Origin of the sequence: Bacillus cereus group sp. MYBK220-1 (assembly GCF_051916445.1) — a bacterium.
Lineage (GTDB): Bacteria > Bacillota > Bacilli > Bacillales > Bacillaceae_G > Bacillus_A > Bacillus_A cereus.
The window spans coordinates 340236-363682 of record NZ_JBQAGQ010000003.1 but is presented as its reverse complement, the minus strand read 5'-3'; the positions used below and the strand labels follow the sequence as shown (position 1 = coordinate 363682).

Below are 23447 nucleotides of genomic sequence, written 5' to 3'. Positions count from 1 at the left end.
TCTTTCCTCCCCTTTCAAATTCATTATAACGCACATTTTTTAGTGTTAAAACCTATCTCCTTTATTTCCCTAAAAAAATATCACATATTTTTATTGACATGTATGATGAATATATGATAAAAATTTAACTAACATCATATGAATCGGCGTTGATAGGATTTAGTAGTATTTCGATTTCTGATTTCAGAGAGCTGGTGGTCGGTGCGAACCAGTACAGAGCGAATTATGAATTACCCCCTGGAGCTTCTTTTACGAAACGTAAGGAGTAGTGAAAGACGGTTATAGACCGTTATGTCTAAAGAGTGGTGAAACGAAACTGTTTCACAATTTAGGGTGGTACCGCGAATTTTTCGTCCCTGCATATATTGCAGGGGCGTTTTTATTTTATAAGCGCATATCATATGACCCTTTATTTTGTGATACATTCATTTCACAAGCTAGGGTGGTACCGCGATTTCTTCGTCCCTGCATAATTATATGCAGGGACGTTTTTTTATCCAATCATTTCCGTATCATATAGAAGGACTAACAATTACCGGTAATTTGTCACAAAATTCTAAATTTTAGAAGGAAATATACAATATTGGCGAATTTTATATAAAAAAGAGCTATTTCACATTACTTAGGAGGGGAAAACAATGGTTTCAAAAATTGAGTCTGTTCTTTTAACAATTTTTATCTTTTTCTGTATTGGTTTTAGTGTTATTCAATTAGAAGTTTCACCACACATCCCAATTTTATTTGGTATCGTTCTTTTATTAGCATTTGGATTCTTGAAGAAAATCTCTTGGTCTACTATGGAGAAAGGGATGATTAGTAGTATTTCAGCTGGCATTCCATCTATATTTATTTTCTTACTTGTAGGCGTATTAATTAGCGTTTGGATCGCAGCTGGAACTATTCCCACTTTAATGGTATACGGCTTCCAACTTGTATCTCCAAAAATTTTCGTTCCAACTGTTTTTGTTGTTTGTGCAATTGTTGGAACGAGTATCGGTAGTGCATTTACAACTGCTGCAACTGTAGGACTTGCCTTTATGGGAATGGGTACTGCCCTTGGATACGATCCAGCTCTTATTGCTGGTGCAATTATTTCTGGTGCATTCTTCGGAGATAAAATGTCTCCTTTATCTGATACAACAAACTTAGCGCCTGCTGTAACAGGTGTAGATTTATTTGAACATATTCGTAACATGCTTTGGACAACAGTGCCAGCTTTCATTATTGCTTTTATCGCATTTTTCATTTTAGGAAGCGGATCTGGTGGAAACGTTGATTTCTCAGCATTTATTAACACACTAGAAAAAAATGCAACGATTTCTATCGTTACACTGATTCCTATTTTATTACTGTTCCTATTCGCATTTAAAAAGGTACCCGCAGTTCCAACATTACTTGCAGGAATTGTGGTAGGGATTATTATTCTCTTTATTTTTAAACCTAGCACTTCTTTAGCTGATTTAATAAAAATTATGCAAGACGGTTACGTTTCTAAAACTGGTATCAAAGACATTGACAGCTTATTATCTCGCGGTGGCCTGCAAAGTATGATGATGTCAATTGCTCTTATTTTCCTAGCTCTTTGTATGGGAGGATTATTACAAGGAATGGGTATTATAGCGCAGCTGATGAATATTATCTCTAGCTTCGTAAAAACTAGTACACGCTTAATTATTTCTACTGCTTCAACTGCAATTGGTGTAAACTTCTTACTTGGTGAGCAATACTTATCTATCGTTTTAACAGGACAAGCATTCGCTAATAAATACGATGAAGTCGGTTTAGAACGTCGTAATTTATCACGAGTATTAGAAGATGCTGGTACAGTAATTAATCCACTCGTACCATGGGGTGTCAGTGGCGTATTCTTAACAAACGTTCTTAGCGTTCCAACATTCGATTACTTGCCATACGCAATCTTCTGTTTAGCGTGTCCAGTCGTAACCATTATCGTCGGCTTTACTGGATTCGGTCTTTCATGGAAAAAAGAAAAAGCAGTACCAGTTTCATAATATAACAAAAAGGATTACCAAATCGGTAATCCTTTTTATATTTCTCGACTATCTATTCGCTTTCTTTCTTCTAAATAACATAAGTAATCCCGCTCCAACAAACGCAAGACCAGCTCCAATTGTAGAAGCAATACTTGCACCTGTTTTCGGTAAATCACGTTCATCTTTTTCAGCTTCTTTATTTTCACTTACAGTTGTTGTTGTTTCTTTTGTATTTTGATCATCTGTTGTAGTTTGTCCAGATCCAGTATTGTTTCCATCTTGCTTTGGTTCATTACCATTATTACCTTCTTCTGTTGGTGGTGTTGGGTTTTCTCCATTACCTGTTGGCGGTGTCGTCGGATTTTCTCCACCACCTGTTGGCGGTGTCGTTGGATTTTCTCCACCAGTTTCTTTATCATCATTCTTCTTCGTTATATCAATTGCATATTTAGCAAATTCATTTTCAGATGGTCCAACATATGATATCTTCCCATCTTTCTTTATATAATTTTGTGCATTTGGTGAAGAATCAAATGTTGTAATTAACTTATCTGCAACAATCGGTTTAAATGTCCAATTTTTATCTGCTGTCGGATTAATAACCGGTGTTTCTTGCATATATTTCACTATGATTTGACGTGTTTCATCTTGTGATTGGTAAATAACTTCTCCTTCACTTACACCAGGGAACGTTTTACTGCTACCGCGATAATTATTTGTAGCAACGATGAACTCTTGATTGTCAGCTACTGGCTTACCTTCATATGTCATATTTACAATACGATTAGCATTTGCATTTACAACTTTTCCATCTTTATCGTATTTCGCCGGTTGTGTTACATCAATTTCGTATTTTAAGCCATCTAAAATATCGAAGTTATATGTAGGATAGCCTATATTTACTAACGGCTGTTCTTCTGTTTTCGTTGGATCAATTTGATTAAACTGACCTGCAGACATTTCAAGCCATTCTTTCACTTGTGCCCCATTTACTTTTACAGCATATAACGTATTTGGATACACGTATAAATCTGCAACGTTTTTAATTGCTAACGTTCCAGCTGGAATATCCGTATAATATGTAGCACCGTTTCGGCCACCTGCTTTAAATGGTGCACCTGCAGATAAAACCGGAATATCTTTAATCTTTTCGTACTCTGGTTTTTTAAGTTCTTGTTCTACATACCATTTTTGCGCATTTGTCACAATTTGTACGGAAGGATCATCTTGTACTAATGAAAAATAACTATTAATTGGTGCTTTCGTTTCACCTACAGGTGTATTTACATAGTCGATTGTCGCTTGATGCTCATCTTTAATTTCATTAACTAATTTTTGATCAGATTCTACTAATGGGGTACCTTTACTATTAGCAATCGGACGAAGTTGCGGCTTAGATTGATCTTTTTGTACTTCCCATTTTCCGTTTACCTTTTTCAATTGCATATCAATAATACCTAAGTTACTACCAAAAACACCAGGCATTACAACCGGAACACCATTAAATACGTCCTTCACTTCAGTATGTGAATGTCCCATTAATACTGCATCTACGCCAGGAACTTGTGTTGCTAAATGATATGATGCATTTTCCATTTTATTCGCTTCTTTATATTCGCTCTTATCGACCCCTGAATGAGCCAATGCAACGATAATATCTGCACCCTCATCTTGCATTTTCTTCACCATTATTCTTGCTGTTGCGACGATGTCTTTCGCTTTTACTTTTCCTTCTAAGTTCGCTTTATCCCAGTTCATGATTTGTGGTGGAACAAATCCCATTACACCAATTTTCACTATTTGTTTTTGGCCTGCTTCATCCACTACTTCTTTCTTTAAAATATGATATGGTTTAAAATAATTTTCATCGTTCTCTTCCTTATCATCATGGTCATCTTTATATACATTCGAGTTAATAACCGGGAAATCCGTTTTTTCAATCACTTTGTTTAAATAATCTAAGCCGTAGTTAAATTCATGATTCCCAAGAGAGATGACGTCATACTTCATTAAATTCATTACACGATATAATGGATGTGTATAACTAGGATCCACAGGATTCTTCGGATCTTTTATTTTATTTGCTACATAATCTCCAAGCGGTGTCCCTTGTAATGCATCTCCATCATCAAATAGGACAGAGTTTTTCGCTTCTTCACGTGCTTTATTAACGAGTGTTGCAGTTTGCACGAGACCTACTTTATTATCTGTTTTCGTTTGATAATAATCGTAATTCATTAAGTTAACGTGAATATCTGATGTTTCTAGAATTCGTAAGTTAACTGTACTCTCCCCAGTGTTCTCATCTGCATGAGCTGTTGTTGGCATTACTTGCGGTGCTATAACACCAATCGCAAGAGTTGCTCCAGCTAGCATTTTTTTTGACTTTTTCACAAAAAATCCCCCTTATACAATTACCAGAAATAATGAAATGAATCCCTATCTGTCTCTAACCACATACCTTTTTTCTTCTATTAGAGACACAATTTTCATTTCACCCTGCGCTAACGAGTAGTCCCCTTAAACGCCCGATTGATGAAGACTATTAATTAATAGGAAATAAAGCTCCCACTCATTAAAGTTTCACCTTATCTGACATTATCATATATAAAGTTCTTTCCTATCGTCAATATTTTTTGACAAACTTCAACAAATTTTCTGTAAAGTTATTATAAACTTTTCATAAACATATAATATGCCCTTACATTGCTAATACTGCTGAATATGATACAATTACCAATTACAAGGAGGATGAATTTATGAAAAAAGTCATCTTAACAATTGTTTGTCTCCTCCTTCTGATCATTTCTTATTCTTATTTTGAAAAGAACGACGAGACAAAACAAAATGAATCTGAAGAAAAAACAGAAAAAACATCTGCCCCAAATTGGATTGATAAGCAAACAAACGAATCTTTTTATCATCTTGTATTAGGTGATTCACTCGCTAAAGGATATGGATCGACACAAGGTGGATTTGCCGAATTAGCTTCTAAGCAAATAGAAGCACAAATTCATAAACCAATTACAGTAGAAAACCTTGGGGTAAACGGTCTTACAACAGATCGTCTCGCTAAAAAAGTTCAATCAGAAGATGTAAAGGAAAAAATTAGAGCAGCAAATATAATTACAATTAATATTGGAGGAAATAATTTATTTCGTTTAAATCGTGATGTTGGTGTTATAGATGGTATAAAAATGTTAAATAAAGAAAAAGCCCATTTTGAAGCGGATATAAAAAGTATTGTAAAGACAGTTCGAGATCAAAATCCGGACGCTTTACTCATTCTCTCAGAACTCTATAACCCGTTACAACTCGATGACTCCATCGCAAGTTATGCAGATATGTTTTTAGATGGCTGGAATGAATCTGTTTATTCCATTTCCAAAGCAAATCAACCATCTATCGTTTTACCAATTCGCAAATTAATATCGAATGATAAAAAAGAGTTATTATTTGACCAAGTACACCCAAATGATAACGGCTATGCAATTATTGCCAATACATTTACAAAGCAAGTGTTATCCTACAAATATTAAAGCGACCATGAAACAATTCTATTTTTATAACATGTCTTTTTTGTTACAATGATAGTGGAAGGGGGCCTTTATATGGAATCACGCGAGTGGGAACGTATTGTTGATCATCTTCTTTCGCTAGTGCCTCTTTTTTATCGCAAATTTATGCTTCCTGGAGAATTTTCTTCTCAAAGACATATGCCGCCATCACATACACAAGTATTACTGCTTTTGCATGAAAACGGCACATTAGCAGTTTCCGAAATCGGCAAGCGGCTAGCGATTTCACGGCCTAACATGACACCTCTATTAAACAAACTTATTCAAGAAGAACTAATAGAGCGTCATTATAGCGAAAAAGATCGACGGGTCATTTTAATTTCCCTAACAGCTGAAGGGAAATTATTAGTAAATCAGTATCAGCAATTCATTTTAGACAAACTAAAAGAAAATTTCCAAACATTATCTGAGGAAGAGCGCGAAAAGCTCATTCATTCTCTTCAAACCATTCAAAATTTAATTTTGAAAACAAACGTATAAAGCTGCTTCTAAATAGAAGCAGCTTTATGATTCGTAATAGTTACCATAGTATACATTGGAATATGGCCATGTTGTTAAATATGGTTTTTTTTCCTGTGTAGGCTGTTGTGTTGGTAATTGTGGTATTTGTGATAATTGCTGTAATTGTTGTTGCCGATATAATTCGTATTGTCTACTCGTATCATAAACCGGATAATAATTTACATATGGATATACTTGAGGTACGTAATAATAATACATTATCCTATCCTCCTTTTTCTTAAACATATTCAAAGGAGAAAATGAATGTGACATTGTTTATAATTGTACAAGTGGTTCTCTCACTCGTTTCTTCCTTTTCTTCAAGCGTAACTTACGGTTCTTTTCGTATAAATAATGCACAACGAAATATGAAATGAGACCAAACACAACTCCTAAAATCGTCATTCCAATTAATACATACACTTCACTTTGTAATAAGCTCTTTAATATCGTAAAAATGTGACTTGAAAACAAGTCCGATATCTTAAATGGTTCATGATGAATTTTCTGTACATGAAATGGATAAATCATTTTTCCTAGCGCATACGCAAGCGGAAATAAAAATACTGGGAGAAACGATATTTTCCCAATAATATTGCCAATAACTGCCGCAGGAAAAGATCCCTTTGCTAACCTGACGATTGGATAAAATATTACATATACGAGCGATGCCGTATAAATGACTAACATTTCTAAGCCGAATCCTATAGCAAACCCTAACGATACTTTCTTTGCGCCTTCTGGCGATCGAAGCAACTTATAATATTGAAACTTTAATATTCTCCACATCCGCTGAAAAAACGAATATGTTTTCTTAGTTGTTTTCACCCTCATCATCTCTTTAACTATATTTTTATATGTAGTATGTCCTTACACACTCTGAAAAACAAATTTAGTTTTCTCTTTTATTATAAATGATATCGAAATGGTTAACCAAATATACATCCGACATTTTAATATAAAAAAACCTCCCTTTTAGGAAGGCTCTTCTACATTTCTAAATAAACTCACTAATAACGCTTTTTGAGCATGCAATCGATTACCAGCTTGCTCAAAGACGATAGACTGCGGTCCATCTATAATTTCTCCTGTTACTTCTTCTTCACGATGGGCAGGTAAACAGTGTAAGAAACGATATGTTTGCTTCGCATGCTTAACAAGTTCGTTATTGATTTGGTAAGGTTGAAATAAAGTATACTTCTCTTCTTCGCCCTCTTGCCCCATGCTCATCCAAACGTCAGTATAAATGAAATCTGCTTCATTCACCGCTAATTCAGGATCATGCAAAACTTCAATTTCAGCTCCTGTTTCCTTGGCAATTGCTAACGCTTTTTTTACAATCTCTTCATTCGGTTCATACCCTACAGGCGTTGCCACAGTCATATGCATTCCAACTTTTGCACTCGCTAGCAACAATGAATGACATACATTATTTCCGTCACCTACGTAAGCCAATTTTATTCCTTTAAATGTATTTGTTTCTTCGTATATCGTCATAAGGTCTGCCAATGCTTGACAAGGATGATGATCATCCGTTAAACCGTTAATAACAGGAATACTCGATTCTTTTGCAAGCTCTTCTACATCCGCGTGTGAGAATGTACGTATCATGATCCCGTCAATATACTGCGATAATACTTTCGCAGTATCTGAAACGCTTTCTCCTCTTCCCATTTGCATCTCTTTCCCACTTAAAAACATACCATGTCCCCCGAGCTGTACCATTCCTGCTTCAAAAGATACACGAGTACGAGTTGAATGCTTATCAAAAATAAGCCCTAATATTTTGCCTTGTAATAAAGGCTCTTGCTTATTCTTTTTTAAATATATAGCGAACTCAATTAAAGAAATAATTTCTTCTTTCGTTAATTCTTCTAGTGTTAAAAGATCTTTCGTATTTAATTTCGGTACTTGTACAGTTGACATGAAACTTCCCCCTTATATGATTGATACGTTTTTTGTACAAACTACTTTTTTTATTATATATACTGCCTGTTCTAACTCTTCATTCATGACAATGAGTGGCGGTAATAGTCTTATCACATTAGGACCTGCTTGTAATACGAGAAGTCCTTCGTTTTCTAGTTGTTCTATAAAACTTGCAACTTCATGCTTACACTCAATCCCAATCATAAGCCCCTTACCACGTATATTTTGAATACATTCGACATGCTGTAATTCCTCTTGCAACTTCTCTAATACGTACTCGCCTTTTTCTTGTACTTCTTTTAAAAACGATGTTTTTTTACTCACTTGCAATACTTCTTTCGCTGCAGCCATCGCGATGTAATTCCCGCCAAAAGTTGAACCGTGTGATCCTGCAGTAAACGATGTTCCTAGCTCTTTCCGGCCAAGCATCGCTCCGACAGGAACTCCATTCCCAAGTGCCTTTGCAACGGTAACGATATCAGGCTCTATTCGCACTTGTTCATAAGCGAATAGTGTTCCAGTTCTTCCTATCCCCGTTTGTACTTCGTCTATAATAAATAAGGAACCGAACTTATTACATAATGTTTCAATCTCTTTCAAAAAAGATAGATCAGCAGGTATTACTCCTCCCTCTCCTTGAACAACTTCTACCATTACCGCCGCAACTTCTTCATTCATTACTTCCTCTAATGCTTTAATATCGTTAAAAGGGATATGTAAAAAAGATGGAAGTAATGGACCAAATCCTTCTTTCACCTTATCTTGGCCCGTTGCACTCATCGTTCCAAATGTTCTACCGTGAAAAGACTGCTGGCATGTTACGACGAGAGATTTTCCAGTATGCTTACGTGCTAACTTTAAAGCCGCTTCATTTGCCTCTGCCCCACTATTACAGAAAAACACATAATCTAATGCTCTATTTTCTGTTAATAATGACGCAACTTCTTCTTGTAAGCTGTTTGTAAACAGGTTAGATATATGCCATATATCATCAAGTTGCTCTTGTACACCTTTGAGAACAGTAGGGTGACAATGTCCTAAATTACATACGCCAATTCCTGATGTGAAATCTAAATATTCCTTACCGTTATTATCAATAACTTTCGTTCCAGTTCCTTTTACAAACTCAATAGTTCTTCTGCCATACGTTTGAAAAAGATGACTCGTCATGCAATACTCACGCCTTTCGTTACCGTCGTTCCAATACACTCTCCCGTAACCTCAGTAAAATCTTTTGTACCATTCACAATACTTATCTTTTGCACTCCCATTTTTAATGATGCTAGTGCCGCCTGTACTTTCGGAATCATCCCACCTGTAATAACACCTGTTTCTATAAAAGTAGCAATTTCAGACTCATCCGTTTCCTTTACCAAATTCCCTTCATGTAATATTCCATCTACATCCGTAATAAAAATCAGCTCTTTTGCCCCTAACGTGGCCGCAATCCCAGCTGCAGCATTGTCCGCATTTATGTTATAAATTTCATTACCATTTACCCCGATTGGAGCAATAACAGGAATATACCCCATATTTATTAATCCTTTTAATAAGGCTGTTTCTACATAACTTACTTCCCCTACATATCCTATCTCCTCGCTGACAGGTTGAACTTGAAGTAAATTGCCGTCACACCCTGAACAACCTACCGCAAGTAAATTATGCTTTTGTAAATTCATTACGAGTTTTTTATTCGTACTTCCGCATAGCACCATTTGAACAACATCCATAACTTCTTTTGGTGTTATCCGTAATCCATCTCTTTTTTCTACGTTGATGTTACAATCTTTTAATTTGGCATCAATTTCTGGTCCACCACCATGGACAATCACTACTTTATACTTCTGCTGTAATTTCTTTATACAATCAAAAAACACATCATTTAATTGATTCAACATACTACCGCCGCATTTCACTACAATATAATCGCTCATCTTCTCTCTCCTTATGTACGATAACAAGCGTTTATTTTCACATATTCATAGCTTAAGTCACAGCCCCAAGCTGATCCTGTCTCTTCACCTAAGTGTAAGTACACATTAATGACTATTTCATCTTCTTGTAATCTCTCTTTCATTTTTTCTTCAGAAAATATTTGAGGCTCACTATTTTTTAATACCGATATAGATTGAAGAGTAATGTCAATTGTGTTCGGATTAATAGCTACTTCACTTTGTCCAATACTGCTAATAATTCGCCCCCAGTTTGGGTCTTCACCATGTATTGCTGTTTTCACAAGACTCGAACCGACTATTTGCTTTGCAATTTTTTTTGCCTCTTCATTCGTTTGAGCTCCTAGCACATTTACTTCTATTAACTTCGTAGCGCCTTCACCATCTTGCGCAATTTTTTTTGCTAAATCTTCACATACCTTCTGTAAAGTACATACGAAAGTTTCCCAATCTGTATGTTCCATATTTATCGGGCTTGTTTCTGATAATCCACTTGCCATAACGATGACCATATCATTCGTAGAAGTATCTCCATCTACCGTAATTTGATTAAATGTATGATTCGTAATTTGGGATAATGCTGTTTGCAATACGTCATGCTCTATATGAGCATCTGTCGTAATAAAACTAAGCATCGTTGCCATATTCGGATGAATCATCCCTGAACCCTTTGCAACACCCGCAATCGCCACTTTCTTCCCATCAATAATCATTTCATAGCAAGTTTCTTTCGTGATAAGATCTGTCGTTAAAATTGCTTCAGAAAAAGAATATGCTTCACTTTCTTCCTTCGTCGGTATAAGAGTTGCAATCCCCTTTCGGATTATATCCATCGGCAGTGGAACACCAATTACACCTGTTGAAGCTACTGCAACGTAATTTTCTTTCACTCCAAAATGTTCCGCCCCTAACGCGCGCATCTCGTATGCGTCTTGTAATCCTTGCATTCCAGTACAAGCATTTGCATTTCCACTATTAACGATAATTGCTTGTAACTTCCCTTCTGCCGTTATACTATCCTTCGTTACTTGCAAAGGGGCTGCTTGTATTTGATTCGTTGTATACACAGCGGCACATGATGCTGGTACGTCACAAACGATTGCCCCTAAATCCTTTTTCTCCTTTTTCAGACCATTTACAGTACCAATTGCCGAAAAGCCTTTTGGCGTTACAATTGAACCATTTTCTAATTTTGTAATAGACGCTACTTTAATCATCATGTCCCCCTTATAGATAAAGCGGCATATGTTGTAAACCTGTTGTCTCTTCTAGTCCCGCTATTATGTTTGCATTTTGAATCGCTTGCCCAGCCGCACCTTTCATCATATTGTCTATAACAGAAACGACCGTAACTCTTTCAGTTCTTTCATCGTAAGCTATGCCAATATCACAATAATTTGAGCCTCTCACTTCTTTTGGACTTGGAAATTTCCCTTGCGTACAAATTCGGATGAAAGGAGATTGTTCATACGTTTCTTCATACAATTTTTGAAGTTGCTTTATTTCCATCTTTTGTTTTACTTTTGCATAAAGTGTAATCATAATTCCTCGTGATATCGGTATTAAATGTGTGCTAAATGTAATTGGCTGTGATTCACTATTCCATTCTGTAAGCATTTGCTCAATCTCTGGAACGTGCTGATGCTGGTTTACTTTATAGATATGTAAGTTATCGTATAGCTCAGGAAAATGAGTCATTGTTGTTGGTGTTTTTCCTGCTCCTGATACCCCAGATTTCGCATCAATAATAATCGAATCTTCTTCAATCATGCCGCTACGTATTAACGGCGCTATCGCTAGCAATGTGGCTGTAGCAAAACATCCTGGGTTTGCAATTAAATTTGCCTTTTGAATCTCAGTCCTTTTCCATTCACTTAACCCATACACTGCTTTTCTAAGAATTTCTTCTTTCGCTGCTGGCCTTTTATACCACAGTTCATATGACGAAGGATCTATCATACGAAAGTCTCCAGATAGGTCAATTACTTTTAAACCTTCTGCTACTAACTTGGGAGTTAACTCCGCCGATACTCCTGCTGGTGTTGCTAGAAATACGATTTCTGCTTCTTTCCCTATTGTCTTCACATCAATTTCTTGTAACGTATGAACGAGAACATTTCGAAGATGCGGATATACATTTGTTATACACTCACCAACTTGCGAAAAAGAATGAAGAGATGCTATCGAAAAATATGGATGTTGTTCTAATAAACGAATTAATTCAATGCCCCCATATCCAGTGGCTCCAATAATTGCGACTTTCATAAGTTCCTCCTCAAATCGATTCTTTAAATTAAGTATGATTATAATATTGTATATTTATAGAGTCAATTAAATATTTATAAATTTTAAAATCTAAAAAAACTTAATTTTATTAGAAAAATAATATACTCAACCGAATTTTTATACAAAAATAGTGCATAGTAGTTTTTTTATTTCACTTCAAGTACAATAAAACAATACATACGTACATACAGGCGGGAAAAAATATGAACGAAAAATTAATTGAGAAAATGATTATAAAAAGTTTTCAGCAATATCAATGCAGTCCAATATCAAAAGAAGATCAGGAAATGCTAGTGAAACATATTCAAACGGTGACTCATTCAAATATTGAAATTGATTTATACGAGGAGATTGAGGATATTGTTTATGATTATGTGACTGGAAAACAATAAAAAATAGGAGATTTCCATGTGGAAATCTCCTATTTTTTACTTAATGATTTACCTGCTACACGTTCAAATAAACCTGGGAATAAAGCATAAAGTTTTGGACCAATTCCCATCCACTTCGGTAAGTTTACTTCACGTTTTTTCGTGTGCATCGACTTTACGATTTGTTCTGCTACGTATGTTGGTTTTAACATGTAACGTCCCATATTCTTTACATATGTACCAGATTGATCCGCTATTTCAAAAAAGTTTGTATCTATCGGACCTGGATTAATTGCTGTAACATAAATATCTGTATTCGCTAATTCCATGCGTAAACTATTCGTAAATCCTAATACAGCATGTTTCGTTGCTGCATACGCACTTGATTTCGGAGTTGCAATTTTTCCGGCAAGTGAAGCAATATTAATAATATGTCCTTCGTTCTTGTTTACCATATAAGGTAGTACCGCTTTCGTACATGCTACTAATCCAAATACATTTACTTGGAACATATCTTTTACTTCACCCATTGACGCATCTTCAAACGTTTTAAAAATACCAAATCCCGCATTGTTTACTAATATATCAATACGTCCCACTTCTTGTAATACCTTTGAAAAAACAGACTGTACTTCCATCTCTTCACTTACATCTAATACATAATAATAGCAAGGCGTATTATAAGTTTCTTTAATTTTGTCTACTAACGCTTGTAGTTTCTCTTCTGTTCGAGCCATTAATACTGGAGTCGCTCCCTGTGCTGCAACTTGCATTGCAACTTGCTCACCAATCCCACTAGAAGCACCTGTAATGACGATTACTTTATTTTGTAAACGTCCTGTCATTGCTGTCACCTACTTTGCATAATAAATCAATTGTTGCGATGACTCATCAATCATCACTTGTTGATTATATGCTAAATAGTCCAATTGTCCAACCGTTTCTGAAATAGTAAGTGGTAATTGTTCTTTATATAATACCGGAAATAGTTTTACACATACTTCAAATGCTGTCATTGGTTTTTCCTTTAATAACTCAAGCACTTTAAAAGCACGTGTTTCTTGCTTTTGTAATCTCGTTTCAATAAGTTGTTTCACATTTAGAACATCTTCCCCATGCCCTGATAAAATGCGTGAAATATTCATTTCGCTTAAACGCTGTAATGTTTGATTATATTGTAGTAATGGGCGTGCCCGCTCTGTTTGCCCTTCATATGGCGGTTCTAGTATTGGATTCGAAGAAATATGACTAATGAGAGCATCTCCACCAATTAATATTCCATCAGATTCTCTATATAAAGAAATATGAGTAGAAGCATGACCTGGTGTTTCAAGTACTGTAAATCCAGGCAAAGAATCAATACGATCTCCTTCTCTCACAGTATGCGTTAACGATCTATTACAAGAATATTTAAGTGTCCTCGTCGTCAATAACGACTCGTCTTTCAAAAATGCTGCTGGCACACCAAACTGTAAGGCCGTCTCTCTAAAAAATTCATGATACCGCTTTAAAAATTCTGGATTTTGTGTAATCCAAGGCTCATTCCAAGGATGTCCAATAATATTCGTCTTCTCAGAAAATATATTTAAAAGTCCACAATGATCTGCATGATGATGCGTAATGACTACTGTTTCAATATCTTCTATCGTATGTCCTAATGCACCTAATTGACTTTCTAACGCATTCCTTGCCTCTTCTGTATTCGTCCCTGTATCAATTAATGTTAATGTCTCCCCCTCAACTAAAAACACATTCACAGTTTCCACTGCAAATGGTACAGGAATCTCCATTCGGTGAATCGCCGTCATGCTTAGCCCCCCTGTCTCTTTCCGGTTCAAAAATGAATACTTCTTCAGTTTACAACTTCTATATATATTTGTCATTATTTTCAGATAAAAAGAGGTGTTTCCTATAAAAAAACGAATGTATGTACATTTATAAGAATTTCTAACCAAAATTAAAGGAGGAACATCATGTCTATTCAAAACATTTCCTTTCTCGGTGCAGGCTCTATTGCCGAAGCTATTATTGGTGGCTTGTTACATGCAAATGTCGTTAAAGGTGAACAAATTACTGTAAGTAATCGTTCTAACGAGACAAGATTACAAGAGCTACATAAAAAATACGGTGTCAAAGGTACTCATAATAAAAAAGAATTACTTACTGATGCAAATATTCTTTTTCTAGCAATGAAACCAAAGGATGTTGCAGAGGCGCTTACCCCTTTTAAAGAATACATAAATAATAACGTGCTTATTATTTCATTACTAGCAGGTGTTTCTACTGACTCAATTAGAAAACTACTTCAAAAAGACGTTCCAATTATTCGTGCAATGCCAAATACCTCCGCAGCCATTTTAAAATCAGCTACCGCTATCTCCCCTTCAAAACATGCAACAGCGGAGCATATTCGCACTGCAACATCTTTATTTGAAACGATTGGTCTCGTCTCTGTTGTAGAGGAAGAAGATATGCATGCTGTCACTGCATTATCCGGAAGTGGACCTGCTTATATTTATTACGTAGTGGAAGCTATGGAAGAAGCTGCAAAAAAAATTGGTTTAAAAGAAGATGTTGCAAAATCACTTATTCTTCAAACGATGATTGGTGCTGCTGAAATGCTAAAAGCAAGTGACAAACACCCTTCTATTTTGAGAAAGGAAATTACTTCTCCTGGTGGAACTACCGAAGCAGGTATTGAAGTATTACAAGAACATAAATTTCAACAAGCACTTATTTCTTGTATTACACAGGCAACGAAACGATCACATAATCTTGGAAAAACATTAGAACAACTAACAAAAGAAAAATAGAAAAAGGAGCTCAAGTTTATTTGAGCTCCTTTTTCTATAATTACACTTAGTTATTGTTCTTCCCAAAAATCTCTTCTTGCAGGCGACGACCAGTCGGCGTTGCTGCAAGTCCACCTTCTGCTGTTTCACGAAGTGCTACTGGCATCGTTTGTCCGATTCTAAACATTGCCTCAATTACTTCATCACATGGAATTGTACTCGTTACACCAGCTAATGCTAAATCTGCTGAAATCATCGCATTCGCAGCTCCTGCTGCATTACGTTTTACACAAGGTACTTCTACAAGTCCTGCAACAGGATCACACACTAAACCAAGCATGTTCTTTAATGAAATTGCCATCGCTGTAGCTGCTTGATCTTGTGTTCCACCAGCCATCTCAACTGCAGCTGCAGCCGCCATTCCACTTGCTGAACCAACTTCAGCTTGGCATCCTCCCGCTGCACCAGAAATACAAGCGTTATTCGCAACAACCATACCGAAAGCTCCTGCTGTAAATAAGAATTCAATCATTTCTTCACGTGTAGGCTGCAATTTTTCTCTTAGTGCAAATAGTACACCTGGCACTGTTCCAGCAGAACCTGCTGTTGGTGTTGCACAAATAATTCCCATCGCTGCGTTTACTTCATTTGTTGCAACAGCTTTGCTTACTGCATCCAAAATCGTATCTCCAGATAAGCCTTTTCCGCTCTTCATATACGCTTGAACTTTTACAGCATCTCCACCAGTTAAACCAGTTGGTGATTTCACGCCGCGAATACCACGTTCTACTGCTTGCTCCATCACGACTAAGTTCTTTTCCATACCAGCAATTACTTCTTCACGTGAAATACTTCTTGTTTCCATTTCACATTGAATCATAATTTCTGCGATTTTTACATTTTGTTCTTTAGCTTGCGCCACTAGTTCCGCTGCGTTCCGAAACATGGTGTGTCCCCCCTGCAATTATTCCATAATAGTTACTTGACAAATATTTTGTTGCGCTTTTATTTCTTCAATTACTTCATCTGCTAATAATTCATCTGTTTCAATGACCATAAGCGCTCTTCTTCCTTTTTCTTTACGAGAAACACTCATTGTGCTAATGTTAATCTCATGTTTCGCAAGGATTGAAGCTACCGCTGCAATAGCACCGAAGCGATCGTTATTTACAATAAGTAGTGCTGGGCTCGTGCCTGATAATTGAAGATCGAATCCGTTTAATTCTACAACTTCAATTTTACCGCCACCAATTGAGCAAGCAACAACTTCAATTTCATCTTCACCTTTATACAAACGAATTCTCGCTGTATTTGGGTGAGGTGCATTGGCATCTTCTTCAATGAATTCCACTTCAATTTCGCGCTCTTTTGCTATTTCTAGCGCCTCTGGAATACGTAAGTCATCTGTTTCAAATCCTAATATTCCACCGATTAGTGCTACATCCGTACCATGCCCTCGATACGTCTTTGCAAATGATCCATATAACGAAATGCTTACTCTTTCTGGTTCATGACGAAACAGCTGGCGAGCAACTTGCCCCATTCTTGCTGCGCCTGCTGTATGTGAACTTGATGGTCCAATCATAACTGGACCGATAATATCAAATACTGAGCGATACTTCATCATAACTCCCCCTAAACCTCTATGAAAAAATTTATTCTACTATTCTATTAAGCTGCTACATCTGTCGCTTTTCCAGTTGTACCACGAATTTGTTCTGCTGTACGAATTGGATAGTTTTTGAATAAAAGTAATCCAATATAACCTGAAATAATACCAGTTATCATAATACATAAGAATCTTAGCATTATTTTCATTTAAAAATGATACAAGATAATCCAGAATAAAGTCTGGTAGCAATCCAAAGTTTAACACAGAAGCCATTGCAAGCATAGCATAAACAAGTGATATAACCATTGCTAATGCAACTAAATTTGCACCCGCTATTCCGCCTAGACTACCTGCTGATGTTCTGAACTCTTTTAAAGAGTGGTGTACCAATTAAATCTCCACCACCTTATTAATAAAAAGCTTCTACTAAGGAACTCGCAATAGCTACACTTGCTAATCATATCGTTTAGCTAAAAAGTGAAAAAGACTTATGACAAATAATAGTAATATCTTTCCTATTATAATTCTCGTGTTACTCTCTCATGATTTAGTCAACTTCACTTGTTACGATAATGACTAAAATACATGCGACTTATCATAAATTATAATCTGCCCTCATTATAGCTTGTTTTTTATAAAACGCTTACTTTTGTTGAATTTTAAAAGTTCTGAATAAAAGTCCATTTCTGCTATTTGTATCACTTGTATGTCATCTGACTTATATAACAGTTTTTCTAAATAATCATTATTTCGTATTTTTATCCTATATATTCAAACCATCCTAATTTTCTGTATCATCCAAGTATAAGTATAAAATAATAACAGTTTTATTTTTAAATTTTTTTAGACATAAAAAAATGGTAACCCGCTGTTACCATTTTTTACAAAATAATTATTTTTCTACTGGGAATGATTTCAAATCTGTCGCTATTTCTGTATTAGAAAACAACTCTCTAGCCTCTTTCAATAATTCCTTATATGTATCTCCTTGATAGCGAGAACTAATGTGAGTTAATATTAGTCGCTTCGCATTTGCCTGAAGTGCAATGCTCGCAGCTTGCTTAGATGTAGAATGAAAATAATCATACGCTTGTTGCTCATCTTCTGCTGCGAAAGTCGCTTCATGGACAAGTACATCTGCATCTTGCGCAAGCTCCCTACTCGCTTCGCAATATCGCGTATCACCTAAGATAGTAATAATTCTTCCTTTTTGAGGTGGGCCGATAAACTCATTTCCATTTAATATCGTGCCATCCTCTAATTCAACTACTTCACCATCTTTTAAACGTTTAAAGATTGGACCTGGTTTCACACCCATCTCAAGCAACTTATCAACTAAAAGAGCACCTTGTATATCTTTCTCTACAATACGATATCCAAAGCATTCTATACCGTGTGACAATCTTTTCGTTTCTACATAAAATTCATTATCTTCAAATACGGTACCTTCTTCTGTTATCTCCACAACTTCAAGTGGATATTTCACATGTGTCGTACTTACCGATAATGCCACTTCAATAAATTGTTTAATTCCTTTCGGTCCATACACCGTTAAAGGCGTAGTTCCTCCTTGAAATGAACGGCTACCTAATAAACCAGGCAATCCAAAAATATGATCGCCATGTAAATGCGTAATAAATATTTTTTCAATGCGGCGCGGACGTACAGATGTATGTAATATTTGATGTTGCGTGGCCTCACCACAATCAAATAACCAAGTTTGTCCTCGTTCTTCTAACAATTGTAAAGCAATTGCTGAAACGTTCCTTCCTTTTGAAGGAACACCTGCACCAGTTCCTAAAAATACAAATTCCACTTTCTTTCCTCCAGCTCTAAATATACTCTATCTCTCATCTTACGGAATGTTATTTCAAATGGCAAATTGAATTTACATAACCAAACATCTAGACAACTATATAACACGAACGTTATACTCAAAAAATTTAGCTATCGTTCGTGTTTTGTGTTAAAATAATTATACTACATTTTAAGGGAGCGTTTTATTATGAAAGAAGTATTTCGTTTACAAACTGATTTTTCATCTTCATTTGATCGCTGGGTAAGTTCTTTCGTGTCTGATCACCCAGCACAATTAGAATGGACAACTTTAAAGGAATTAATCCATGAATATACAACATCACATACAAATGATACGTTACCAGCATATATTTCTTCAGCTTTAACATATTACGCCCAACGTGTTTCAACTACAAACAGTTCAGAGATTGTTATTTTTGAAAACCCTACAATCTCGTAATCTATAATAAAAAAGCACTGGTTACAGTGCTTTTTTATTTATACTTATTTAACAAATGATCATATTCCGTCCAAAAGTCTGTATACATACTTTGATCAAACTCATCTAAAATTATCTTTTCACTTGATTTATTGAATAATTCTTTTGCCTGTAGCGCAAAAGAAACAATTTGTTTTCTATATTCATTTTCATTTACTTCTATATGAAGCCCTTCATAGTATATAGCCTTTTGATCAGTAGAAATAACTTTGACAAAATCCTTTAAAACCACATTTTCACCTATATGGTTTATAGTCCAATGAATTGAAATTGGGCATCCTAACATGAGCATAGTGCCACATCCGTGCAAAATAAGCCCCTCTTCATTTTCAATATCACAAATATATTCTTTATCTAAAGTTCGTAACAGAGCTAAAGCTGATTCACTTATTCCCCATTCCTCATCCATACCTGTTTGTGTAATAATCGTTCCATCCACATTTAAATAAATTTCCCCGTGAGAACATAAATCTTCCTGCTCATTAAACAACCACTTTTGATTCTCAATATTTATAATAAAATTTTGTGGTACCATTACAAATTCCCCTTTTATAAAAATATTTATTTTCCATATTATTCATAATCAATATCATGCATTTCATCCCACATATCTATTATAAATCCGTTTAATATTTTAAAAAACACAGATAAAAAGATATTGACACTACAATTTTACAGTGCTAACATTCAACATGTAATTGAATATGGTCTCTGTTAGGTGAGGCTCCTGTATAGAGAAACGCTGCTGCCCAAAAATGTCGAGAGACGCCAATGGGTCAACAGGAAAGGTCGGAATGAAGGCCTTTTTTAATGTAGCTGGTTTCAGTACCTATGCTATACAGTGCTAAAACTCAACGAGGGAGAGGTGCATGTATTTTGTCATACACAAAAACTGTTTTTATTTATGTCTACTAACAGTCTTTGTTGTGGACTCTTTTAGCTGCGAATTCAGACCTTTACTCGTTTTGAGTAAAGGTCTTTTTACGTCTATATGCACCTTACTATGAAACAAACATAGCATATTCAGAAACTACTAAATTGTACGGAGGTGAGGAACAGTTGGCAATTGATGATTCGGCCCATATACCCATACGTTTTACATTCATATTTCATCATGTAGGTAGGAAAGAAACTGTTCCTCACCATTTCAAATAGTTAGGTAACAGATTGTTTCCTCCTTCATGACAGAGGAGGAACTACCGATGTTTAATTTACAAAGACAAGAAACAAAGCATGCTTATGAGCAAGATAGCATGAAAACAAATAACGAATTATTAGTGGAGGTTGCAACACAAGATGTAAGCTCTGCGTTAAAACTTTTAGAAACAACACAAGATGGATTATCTAAACAAGAAGCGTCTCGTAGACTTTCTTTATGTGGTCCGAACGAAATAGCTCATAATAAAATGGCGCCGTGGTACATTCAATTTCTGTCGGCATTTAAAAATCCATTTATTTTCGTTTTATTAGCTCTTGGAGCACTCTCCTTTTTCACGGATGATATGCAAGGAACAATTGTCGTATCTGCAATGGTACTACTTAGTGCAACAATTCGGTTTTCCCAAGAATTTCGTTCTCAAAAAGCTGCCGATAAGTTAAAGGCTATGGTTCGAACAACTGCGAGCGTATTTAGAATAAATGGATTTGTACATGAAACAAAAAATGTAACGAATTTAAATCGAAATTACACAACAGAAATTCCAATTGAGGAACTTGTACCTGGCGATATCATTTCCCTTTCAGCCGGTGATATCGTTCCAGCTGATGTGCGTATTGTATCCGCTAAAGATTTATTTGTTAATCAATCTTCTTTAACAGGGGAAGCACTTCCTGTAGAAAAATACGAACACTGCTACCATACAGAAAATAAGCATATCTTACCGACAAACATGAAAAAAAATTACAATCCACTCGATATGGAAAACCTTTGTTTCATGGGAACAAATATTGTAAGTGGTAGCGCAAAAGCTGTTGTCATCTCAACAAGTACCGATACGTATTTCGGCTCTTTAGCCAATAAGGTAATTGGAAAGCGTGTAGAAACAAGCTTTGATAAAGGTGTAAACAAAGTAAGCTGGCTCTTAATTACATTCATGCTTATTATGGCACCTATTGTCCTTCTCATTAATGGATTCACAAAAGGTGATTGGCAAGAAGCTTTCTTCTTCGCTATTGCCGTCGCTGTCGGCCTTACACCTGAAATGTTACCGATGATTGTAACTGCTAATTTAGCTAAAGGTGCCGTTAACATGTCTAAACAAAAAGTAATTGTAAAACAGCTAAATTCTATTCAAAACTTAGGTGCTATGAACATTCTTTGTACAGATAAAACCGGAACTTTAACAGAAGATAAAGTTGTCCTTGTTCGTCACTTAGATCCCAAGGGAAATGAATGCAATCGCGTCTTGCAATTTGCCTATTTAAATAGTTTCTATCAAACTGGATTGAAAAATTTAATAGATAAAGCTGTTATTAAGCATACAGAGGAAAACAATACATTTAATCCATCAGCTTTTCAAAAGCTAGATGAAATTCCATTCGATTTCGCCCGCCGGCGTATGTCAGTCATCGTAAAGGATATTTCAGGTGAACATACAATGGTTTGTAAAGGTGCCGTAGAAGAAATTTTATCAATTTGTAACTACACTGAAGTGGATGAAAAAATCGTTCCACTCACCGAGGAAATACGTTCAAATGTCAAAAAACTAAGTGAGACACTAAATAGTGAAGGTATGCGGGTTATTGCTGTTGCTTATAAAAAAGATAGAAGAATAAATGATACAGAGTACGCAGTAAAAGACGAAACTGATATGATTCTCGCTGGATATATCGGCTTTTTAGATCCACCGAAACCATCTGCAGCAGCTGCAATTCAAGCATTACAAAAACATGGTGTACAAGTGAAAATTTTAACTGGCGATAACGAAATTGTTACAAGAAAGGTTTGTATAGAAGTTGGATTAGATATCTGCGAACCAATCCTCGGTTACGAGATTGATTCTTTACCAGATAAAGCATTAGCAAAACTTGCCGAAGAAACGACTGTATTTGCGAAGCTTAATCCCATGCAAAAATCTCGTATTATACACGCATTACAAGGAAATGGAGACACTGTAGGTTACATGGGAGACGGCATTAACGATGCTGTAGCATTACGTGAAGCTGATGTCGGAATATCTGTTGATACTGCTACTGATATTGCGAAAGAAGCTTCCGATATTATTCTACTCGAAAAAAGTTTAACTATATTAGAAGCAGGGATTTTAGAAGGACGTACTACATTCGGAAATATTTTAAAATATATTAAGATGACAGCTAGCTCTAACTTCGGTAATGTGTTTAGCGTGTTAGTAGCAAGTGCTTTCATTCCTTTTTTACCGATGCTTGCCATTCATCTTTTAATTCAAAACTTACTTTATGATATTTCACAACTTTCTATTCCATGGGACAAAATGGATAAAGAGTTTCTAGAAAAACCACGAAAATGGGATACTGCAAACTTACGAAACTTCATTATTTGTATCGGCCCAATTAGTTCTATATTTGATATTATCACATACGTAGTCATGTGGAATGTATTTGGTGCAAATACACCGAGCGAGCAATCATTATTCCAGTCCGGTTGGTTTGTCGTTGGGTTGTTAACACAAACTTTAATTGTTCACATGATAAGAACACAAAAGATTCCATTTATTCAAAGCACTGCATCAACACCAGTCGTTTTATTAACCGCTCTTATTATGGCAATCGGGATTTATATTCCATTCTCACCACTTGGTGCAGCCGTTGGTTTACAAGCATTGCCACTTAACTATTTCCCTTGGTTAGTAGGAATACTATTAGGCTACGCTTTTTTAACACAATTCCTGAAAAAGCTTTATATTAAAAAGTTTCATAGCTGGTTGTAAAAATAAGAATGAGTGGGTATCCCCCGCTCATTCTAAAAAACATAACACATATTATATATGGAGGTGACCATGATGGTATGGTACGACATTGTATTCAGGTTAGTTATAGCAATTATTGTAGGAGCTTGCATTGGAATGGAAAGACAATGGAGACACCGAATGGCTGGGTTACGGACAAATGCTCTCGTATCACTTGGTGCCTGTATAATAGGAAAGGTGTCATGATTT

21 protein-coding genes, 1 pseudogene, 1 riboswitch and 1 other annotated feature are annotated in these 23447 nt (G+C 35.8%); of the genes and pseudogenes, 8 read left to right on the top strand and 14 right to left on the bottom strand.

Translation table 11 applies throughout. The features are described from left to right. Nucleotides 1–140: 140 nt before the first annotated feature. Nucleotides 141–361, top strand: a binding site (T-box leader). A 277-nt stretch (nt 362–638) separates the two neighbouring features. Further along, a complete protein-coding gene (gene nhaC / locus ACTFRU_RS15610) occupies nt 639–2012 on the top strand; it encodes a Na+/H+ antiporter NhaC (RefSeq protein WP_000253730.1) in 1374 nt (457 codons plus the stop codon). A gap of 48 nt (nt 2013–2060) precedes the next feature. On the opposite strand, the gene cpdB is transcribed toward nhaC, so the two are convergent. Next, the gene (cpdB, locus tag ACTFRU_RS15605) at nt 2061–4388 is read right to left on the bottom strand and encodes a bifunctional 2',3'-cyclic-nucleotide 2'-phosphodiesterase/3'-nucleotidase (protein ID WP_025709123.1); all 2328 of its coding nucleotides are present in this window, start codon (nt 4386–4388) and stop codon (nt 2061–2063) included. A 365-nt stretch (nt 4389–4753) separates the two neighbouring features. Here cpdB and ACTFRU_RS15600 point away from each other — a divergent pair, with 365 nt between their 5' ends. After that, entirely contained in the window at nt 4754–5533 is a 780-nt protein-coding gene (locus ACTFRU_RS15600; RefSeq protein ID WP_000755850.1) for a GDSL-type esterase/lipase family protein, read from the top strand. Between the two features lie 72 nt (nt 5534–5605). Continuing rightward, entirely contained in the window at nt 5606–6052 is a 447-nt protein-coding gene (locus ACTFRU_RS15595; RefSeq protein ID WP_000445819.1) for a MarR family winged helix-turn-helix transcriptional regulator, read from the top strand. A gap of 24 nt (nt 6053–6076) precedes the next feature. On the opposite strand, the gene ACTFRU_RS15590 is transcribed toward ACTFRU_RS15595, so the two are convergent. The 7 genes from ACTFRU_RS15590 to argC form a co-directional block, all read right to left on the bottom strand. Next, nucleotides 6077–6292, bottom strand: coding sequence for a hypothetical protein (locus tag ACTFRU_RS15590; RefSeq protein ID WP_000291957.1), 216 nt, complete (start codon nt 6290–6292; stop codon nt 6077–6079). Nucleotides 6293–6349: 57 nt separating this feature from the next. Then, nucleotides 6350–6910 (bottom strand): DUF2062 domain-containing protein, encoded by a 561-nt coding sequence (locus tag ACTFRU_RS15585; protein WP_002026296.1) that lies wholly within the window; start codon nt 6908–6910, stop codon nt 6350–6352. 138 nt (nt 6911–7048) lie between these two features. Next, entirely contained in the window at nt 7049–7999 is a 951-nt protein-coding gene (gene argF / locus ACTFRU_RS15580) for an ornithine carbamoyltransferase (RefSeq protein WP_000108853.1), read from the bottom strand. A 12-nt stretch (nt 8000–8011) separates the two neighbouring features. Further along, nucleotides 8012–9172 carry an acetylornithine transaminase gene (locus tag ACTFRU_RS15575; RefSeq protein ID WP_000200555.1) on the bottom strand — a complete coding sequence of 387 codons (1161 nt, stop codon included), beginning with the start codon at nt 9170–9172 and terminating at the stop codon, nt 8012–8014. Beyond that, nucleotides 9169–9936, bottom strand: a complete 768-nt coding sequence (gene argB, locus ACTFRU_RS15570) for an acetylglutamate kinase (RefSeq protein ID WP_001286793.1) — start codon at nt 9934–9936, stop codon at nt 9169–9171. The genes ACTFRU_RS15575 and argB overlap by 4 nt, the downstream gene beginning before the upstream one ends. 11 nt (nt 9937–9947) lie before the next feature. Then, complete coding sequence (gene argJ, locus ACTFRU_RS15565; protein ID WP_000598394.1) at nt 9948–11171, bottom strand: bifunctional glutamate N-acetyltransferase/amino-acid acetyltransferase ArgJ; 1224 nt, start codon at nt 11169–11171, stop codon at nt 9948–9950. A gap of 10 nt (nt 11172–11181) precedes the next feature. Beyond that, nucleotides 11182–12219: an N-acetyl-gamma-glutamyl-phosphate reductase gene (gene argC, locus ACTFRU_RS15560; protein ID WP_113303397.1), complete on the bottom strand. Its 1038-nt coding sequence runs from the start codon at nt 12217–12219 to the stop codon at nt 11182–11184. 224 nt (nt 12220–12443) lie between these two features. Here argC and ACTFRU_RS15555 point away from each other — a divergent pair, with 224 nt between their 5' ends. Then, nucleotides 12444–12632: a YqzH family protein gene (locus ACTFRU_RS15555; RefSeq protein ID WP_001003222.1), complete on the top strand. Its 189-nt coding sequence runs from the start codon at nt 12444–12446 to the stop codon at nt 12630–12632. 29 nt (nt 12633–12661) lie between these two features. On the opposite strand, the gene ACTFRU_RS15550 is transcribed toward ACTFRU_RS15555, so the two are convergent. Further along, nucleotides 12662–13456, bottom strand: a complete 795-nt coding sequence (locus ACTFRU_RS15550; RefSeq protein WP_000147794.1) for an SDR family NAD(P)-dependent oxidoreductase — start codon at nt 13454–13456, stop codon at nt 12662–12664. A 9-nt stretch (nt 13457–13465) separates the two neighbouring features. After that, a complete protein-coding gene (locus tag ACTFRU_RS15545) occupies nt 13466–14419 on the bottom strand; it encodes an MBL fold metallo-hydrolase (protein WP_000125119.1) in 954 nt (317 codons plus the stop codon). A gap of 165 nt (nt 14420–14584) precedes the next feature. On the opposite strand from ACTFRU_RS15545, the gene proI reads away from it, so the two are divergent. Next, complete coding sequence (gene proI, locus ACTFRU_RS15540; protein WP_000027249.1) at nt 14585–15424, top strand: pyrroline-5-carboxylate reductase ProI; 840 nt, start codon at nt 14585–14587, stop codon at nt 15422–15424. Nucleotides 15425–15470: 46 nt separating this feature from the next. Here the strand turns inward: proI and sdaAA are convergent, their stop codons facing one another. The 3 genes from sdaAA to rnz form a co-directional block, all read right to left on the bottom strand. Next, nucleotides 15471–16349 carry an L-serine ammonia-lyase, iron-sulfur-dependent, subunit alpha gene (gene sdaAA, locus ACTFRU_RS15535; protein ID WP_000489461.1) on the bottom strand — a complete coding sequence of 293 codons (879 nt, stop codon included), beginning with the start codon at nt 16347–16349 and terminating at the stop codon, nt 15471–15473. 18 nt (nt 16350–16367) lie between these two features. Then, a complete protein-coding gene (gene sdaAB / locus ACTFRU_RS15530; protein ID WP_000877445.1) occupies nt 16368–17027 on the bottom strand; it encodes an L-serine ammonia-lyase, iron-sulfur-dependent subunit beta in 660 nt (219 codons plus the stop codon). 880 nt (nt 17028–17907) lie between these two features. After that, a complete protein-coding gene (gene rnz, locus ACTFRU_RS15525; RefSeq protein WP_000397455.1) occupies nt 17908–18831 on the bottom strand; it encodes a ribonuclease Z in 924 nt (307 codons plus the stop codon). Nucleotides 18832–19020: 189 nt separating this feature from the next. On the opposite strand from rnz, the gene ACTFRU_RS15520 reads away from it, so the two are divergent. Beyond that, nucleotides 19021–19272 carry a DUF3932 family protein gene (locus ACTFRU_RS15520; RefSeq protein ID WP_000665709.1) on the top strand — a complete coding sequence of 84 codons (252 nt, stop codon included), beginning with the start codon at nt 19021–19023 and terminating at the stop codon, nt 19270–19272. A 34-nt stretch (nt 19273–19306) separates the two neighbouring features. Here the strand turns inward: ACTFRU_RS15520 and ACTFRU_RS15515 are convergent, their stop codons facing one another. Beyond that, nucleotides 19307–19846 (bottom strand): hypothetical protein, encoded by a 540-nt coding sequence (locus ACTFRU_RS15515; protein WP_016123317.1) that lies wholly within the window; start codon nt 19844–19846, stop codon nt 19307–19309. Nucleotides 19847–20014: 168 nt separating this feature from the next. Beyond that, nucleotides 20015–20182, top strand: a riboswitch (M-box (ykoK) riboswitch). Nucleotides 20183–20513: 331 nt separating this feature from the next. On the opposite strand from ACTFRU_RS15515, the gene mgtA reads away from it, so the two are divergent. Next, complete coding sequence (gene mgtA / locus ACTFRU_RS15510) at nt 20514–23219, top strand: magnesium-translocating P-type ATPase (protein ID WP_440037708.1); 2706 nt, start codon at nt 20514–20516, stop codon at nt 23217–23219. A 72-nt stretch (nt 23220–23291) separates the two neighbouring features. Continuing rightward, nucleotides 23292–23426: pseudogene (locus ACTFRU_RS15505) on the top strand (MgtC/SapB family protein); the annotation flags it as partial. Between the last annotated feature and the right edge of the window lie 21 nt (nt 23427–23447).